The sequence below is a fragment of the Kribbella sp. NPDC020701 genome (assembly GCF_055562215.1).
In genome coordinates this window covers 1-4,569 of sequence record NZ_JBVHFT010000052.1, presented here as the reverse complement: position 1 = coordinate 4,569, position 4,569 = coordinate 1, and the positions used below count along the sequence as shown (strand labels likewise).

6 protein-coding genes are annotated in these 4,569 nt (G+C 65.3%); 4 read left to right on the top strand and 2 right to left on the bottom strand.

Going from position 1 to position 4,569, the window contains the following annotated elements; all coding sequences use genetic code 11:
* Window positions 1–297: 297 nt before the first annotated feature.
* Together ACZ3HV_RS44385 and ACZ3HV_RS44380 are read right to left on the bottom strand one after the other, a co-directional pair.
* Entirely contained in the window at window positions 298–690 is a 393-nt protein-coding gene (locus ACZ3HV_RS44385) for a hypothetical protein (protein WP_465693913.1), read from the bottom strand.
* A gap of 81 nt (window positions 691–771) precedes the next feature.
* Window positions 772–1,041, bottom strand: a complete 270-nt coding sequence (locus ACZ3HV_RS44380) for a nucleic acid/nucleotide deaminase domain-containing protein (RefSeq protein WP_465693914.1) — start codon at window positions 1,039–1,041, stop codon at window positions 772–774.
* Here ACZ3HV_RS44380 and ACZ3HV_RS44375 point away from each other — a divergent pair.
* The 4 genes from ACZ3HV_RS44375 (at window position 1,006) to ACZ3HV_RS44360 (ending at window position 4,439) form a co-directional block, all read left to right on the top strand.
* Window positions 1,006–1,146, top strand: coding sequence for a hypothetical protein (locus ACZ3HV_RS44375; protein WP_465693912.1), 141 nt, complete (start codon window positions 1,006–1,008; stop codon window positions 1,144–1,146). The genes ACZ3HV_RS44380 and ACZ3HV_RS44375 overlap by 36 nt on opposite strands.
* 260 nt (window positions 1,147–1,406) lie before the next feature.
* Window positions 1,407–2,081 (top strand): ImmA/IrrE family metallo-endopeptidase, encoded by a 675-nt coding sequence (locus tag ACZ3HV_RS44370; protein ID WP_465693910.1) that lies wholly within the window; start codon window positions 1,407–1,409, stop codon window positions 2,079–2,081.
* A gap of 425 nt (window positions 2,082–2,506) precedes the next feature.
* On the top strand, window positions 2,507–3,592 hold the full coding sequence (locus tag ACZ3HV_RS44365; protein WP_465693909.1) for a helix-turn-helix domain-containing protein: 1,086 nt from the start codon (window positions 2,507–2,509) through the stop codon (window positions 3,590–3,592).
* Window positions 3,570–4,439 carry a hypothetical protein gene (locus tag ACZ3HV_RS44360; protein WP_465693908.1) on the top strand — a complete coding sequence of 290 codons (870 nt, stop codon included), beginning with the start codon at window positions 3,570–3,572 and terminating at the stop codon, window positions 4,437–4,439. The genes ACZ3HV_RS44365 and ACZ3HV_RS44360 overlap by 23 nt, the downstream gene beginning before the upstream one ends.
* Window positions 4,440–4,569 lie beyond the last annotated feature (130 nt).

The following is a 4,569-nucleotide window of genomic DNA, read 5'->3' as shown; positions in this document are numbered from 1 at the left end:
CTTGACTGTCGCAAGTCCAAGAATCCCTTACAGGACAGGCACTTCGGTGCTTCTACGGCACGAGTCGGCCGATCAGCCGTGAACTGTCCGGGCTAACCTGGTGAGAAAACCTCATTGACCGCGATTGGCTGACATCTTGGCCTCCCTTGCCCCGGGTTCTCGGCAAACCGCGCGATCAAGGCGTCACACAAGGAACCGTTGGAGGCGGCTGCTCGCAATTGCATCTGCGGCTTCGTCCGCTACTTTGGCGGCGGTGATCTCTTATGAATGCGCAGGGCTCGGCTCGTGCAGATCTCATCAGATCCTCCCCAAAACACGGACAGCGAGTGGGTTCAAGTCATCCGGCGACTCCTCGACGCGAAATCCAGACGAAACAAGGATTGACAAAATCGCGCCCCTCATCGCAGCTCTGAAGACCGCGGATCGGCTGATTGTTGGATCATCGCGACGTCCATGCAGAACTGCCAGCGCCGCCTCGTCGACCAGGCGACCATCTGGCCGCCATGTCAAGTAGACGCCACCCGCCTCGTCATCACCAAGATCAACCTCAACAGTTACTCCTGCAGAGGTACCCTCCTCTGTCTCGATCGACTGCGGCAGACCGGCAGACCGGAGCACTTCGAGCGCCTCTTGCGCCAGTGCCTTCAGCGCTCGCTGCTTACCAAAACCCACGCGCTCAAAGCTCGACATCAATCAACCCTCCACCATCGGATGGCTCACACCATAACCTGCAGCCACACGACGATTGTACATCCTGACATAGAGTCATTGTCACCCAACCTGCCGGCTCGCCCGCTTGATAAATTCCGTGAGCAAATCCTGCGCCGCCCGATTCATTGTTACGTCACCTCCATACGGAACGGACCAACTTACGGTTGCGTCGGGCGCAATCTTGTCGAGCATCGGTCCGCACGCCTCGCACGGCTGCCGCTCGGTATAAAGCTGGGTAATTCGGCTCGGATCTATACCCCGTGCATTCAATTGAGCGATAATATCATCTTCGGCATGAAAACCACCACCTTTGCTGAATCCGGTGAATATCTCATCAAGCCCCTCAACTCGCGCTGTTGCGACGTTTCTTGCGGCGTGATCCCTGCTGCTTTGCGGGCATCGAATGCAGCTTTACTTAGCTCGCCGCTGTTGTAATCAACTAACCCGCCAGAGCTTTCGTCATTACCGCCGGTCCGCCATTGCTGGGCGTCCCCTGCAATCGCTACCGGCCGCCAGCGCCCACTTCCGGTCGCTGCGATCGACCACGGCGATTGCTCGAGAGCAGGCCCTGGCCTATGGAGAACTGGGACTCGAGCTGACGGCGCTCATCGAGCAGTACGTCGACGAGTCTGCCGGCCATCGATCTGCCGTCGGTCGGCGTTCCTGAGGACCTCCCGATAGAAGAGATCAGGCAGGTGGTTCAGCAGGTCAAGGAGGCTTGGGGCATCGCTCCCGGCCCCGTCGCACACGTGGTCCGGCTGCTTGAAGCACACGGAGTACTGGTCCTCCGGCTACCTCAGGGGATCGATCGCAAGGTCGACGCGTTCTCCTCCGACGCAGGCCACCGGCCGTTGGTGATGCTGAACCCGGGCAAGGATGACAAGGCCCGGAGCCGGTTCGATGCCAGTCACGAGCTTGGGCATCTCGTGCTCCACCCCGACAACGAACCGGGATCAAAGCTCCTGGAGCAGCAGGCCGACGCTTTTGCAGCGGAGTTCCTCATGCCGCGGGACGAGATCATCGACCAGCTGCCGCGGCGCGTTGACTGGCCTGTCTTCCACGACCTGAAGCGCCACTGGGGCGTCAGCCTTCGCGCGCTCGTCTATCGCGCGCACGCACTGGGCACCCTGTCCGAGTCGTCCTATCGACGTGCCAACCAACGGCTAGCCGCGCAAGGACACCCAGAACCCGGCCCGCTCGGTCCGCCCGAGTCGCCGAGCCTCCTGGGCTCCGCCGTGACCCTCCTGTCCCAGGCCGGCATCTCTCTGGACACAATCCTTGAGGCCGGTCGACTCGATCCGGTCGAGGCCGAACCGATCATCGAAGCTGGCTCTGAGACAAAACCGCGCCTGAGTATGGCATCCGGCTGATGGCGAAAGACTCCCAGAAGTGCAAGAGGCCGCCGCTGTCGACAGCCCCTCGAGGGGCTACCTGACGCCACGATCCACCCAGACCCGGACGGGGGCTCGCCGCGCGGGCGATGATCGTCTTGGCCGGCGGCTTCCGGCTCCTCGTCGAGCCGTCCCACTCGTGCTGCTGCTGACCCTGGCCGGGCTGATCGTCCTGATCGTCATGCTCCTGCCCGGCGAAGACCGGCGCCGATTCGTACTGAAGCTGGCCCCGCACGTCGGGGCGCGATCGCAGCCATCGCCGGAACCCGCACTCCCCGTCGTAACCGGGTGGGTACAGGTTTCCACCGTCCGGCGTGGTCGACCCAGTCGCCTGCCGATGTTCGGGAAATTGGTTGATTCCGCTGACAGCGGAGGTATGCTATTTCCCGAACAGGAGGTAGACCGTGGCTACGACGACAGCGCCGCTGACGGAGGCTGACGTTCTCGTGCGGGGCAAGGAGATCCTCGCGGAGCGGTTGCCTGCGGGGTGGGAGATGCATACCGTGCCACCGTCGCCCGATCAGGGAGCCGATGGGATCGTTGATCTCGTCTCTCCGGACGGTGCACTGCGCCGGCTGTTGTTCGAGGCGAAGCGCACGGTCGAGAGCCGTGACGTCCAAACGATTTCCAACCAGCTCGCCAGGTACGACGCCGACCCGGCAAGCAGTCCGTCGGTCACCGGTGTGGTGGTGGCGCGCTATCTGTCGCCGCCGGTTCGGCAGAAGCTGATCGAGGCCGGTTTGTCGTTCGTGGATGCCACCGGCAACGTCCGGGTCACCTCCCCGAGGCCAGGTCTGTTCGTGTCAGATCGAGGCGCGGATCGGGACCCCTGGCGGGGTCCTGGCCGCCCGCGCGGCAGTTTGAAGGGCGCCCCGGCCAGCCAGGTGGTCCGGGCGCTGCTGGACTACGACCGCGCGTGGCCGATCCGGAGTCTGGTCGAAACCGCAGGGACGTCGACGGGTGCGGCGTACCGCGTGGTGCAGTTCCTCGAGGAGGAGGGGCTGGTCGAGCGGCGCGGGTCGCAGGTCCTGGTGCCGGAGTGGCAGCCTCTGCTGCGGCGGTGGAGCCGGGACTACGAGCTCGTCGCGAGCAACCGTACGAGCACCTGGCTCGCGCCCCGCGGGCTGGACAGGTTCCTGCCGCGCGTGGCCGAGGCGGAGCTCGAGTACGCGGTGACCGGCACGCTGGCAGCCGCGGAGTGGGCGCCGTACGCTCCGGCGAGATCGGCGATGATCTACACCCCGGACGCGGCGGCCGCGGCCGCCGCGTGGGACCTGCGCCCAACTGAAGCCAGCGCGAACGTCGTACTGGCCGAACCCAAAAGCACTGCCGTGTTCGCCCGGACCCGCGTCCGGACCGACGGCGGCTACCAGATCGCCGCGCCGGCCCAGGTCGCCGTCGACCTGCTGACCGGCCCGGGACGTAACCCGTCCGAAGGCGAAGAACTCATCGAATGGATGGCACGCAATGAACGAACCTGGCGCCAGTAGGAATGACCTGCTGGTCCAGTCGCGCTCCGCGCTGCTCGACGCACTCGTGGCGCTCGAGGAACACCGCGACTCCGTCATCGTGATCGGCGCCCAGGCGGTCTACATGCGGACCGCTGCGGCACCGGTCGCCCTGGCCGAGGCCACCAAGGACAGCGACCTCGCGGTCGATCCCCGCGAGCTCGGCGACGATCCCCTGCTTGAGGACGCGATGACGCTGGCAGGGTTTCACCCGAACCCAGACAGCCGTCAGCCCGGTGCATGGCTGAGCCCGGCCGGGATCCCGGTCGACTTGATGGTGCCCGCGTCGCTGACCGATGGCGGGAAGCAGACCCGCGGCGGGCGGATCCCGCCGCACAGCAAGAGCGCCACCCGCCGGGCCGGCGGGCTCGAAGCTGCCCTGATCGATAACTCGCCCATGGAGGTCTCCGCGCTCGACCCGGCAGACGGCCGTCGCTACACCGTCAAGGTGGCCGGTTGCGGCGCGCTCTTGGTGGCGAAGCTCTACAAGATCGGGGAACGCGTCAACGACACCAACCCCACCCGCCTGCAGGACAAGGACGCCCACGACATCTACCGGATCCTCATCGACACCGAAACCGCGGACCTGGCCGAGACGTTCGAGCAGCTGCGTGCCGACGAGGTGAGCGCCGACGCGACCGAGACGGCGATCGGCTACCTGCGGGAGCTGTTCGCCGCCGGGCCGACAGCGCTCGGGGCGGAGATGGCCGGCCGCGCCGAATCCGGAATCGGCGATCCGGATCTCGTGGCCGCGTCGGTCTCGGCGCTCGCCGAGGACTTGTCGAAGGCTCTGCAGGCAGCACAGGAGCGCGGTGGTGGCCACAGTTGATCACCGGTTGAAGCTCACCCTCGAGCACCTGCTGCTAGCCCGGGGCTTTCATGCCGGTTGGCTGTGGGGATGTGTGTCGTTGAACTGAAAGGTGCTCCTGACCAGCGACGATGTGGTTTGTCTAGGACCA

Coding starts and splice junctions, on each gene's coding strand:
- ACZ3HV_RS44385 (WP_465693913.1), bottom strand. CDS start 690: ATGTCGAGCTTTGAGCGCGTGGGTTTTGGTAAGCAGCGAGCGCTGAAG.
- ACZ3HV_RS44375 (WP_465693912.1), top strand. CDS start 1,006: ATGAAAACCACCACCTTTGCTGAATCCGGTGAATATCTCATCAAGCCC.
- ACZ3HV_RS44360 (WP_465693908.1), top strand. CDS start 3,570: ATGAACGAACCTGGCGCCAGTAGGAATGACCTGCTGGTCCAGTCGCGC.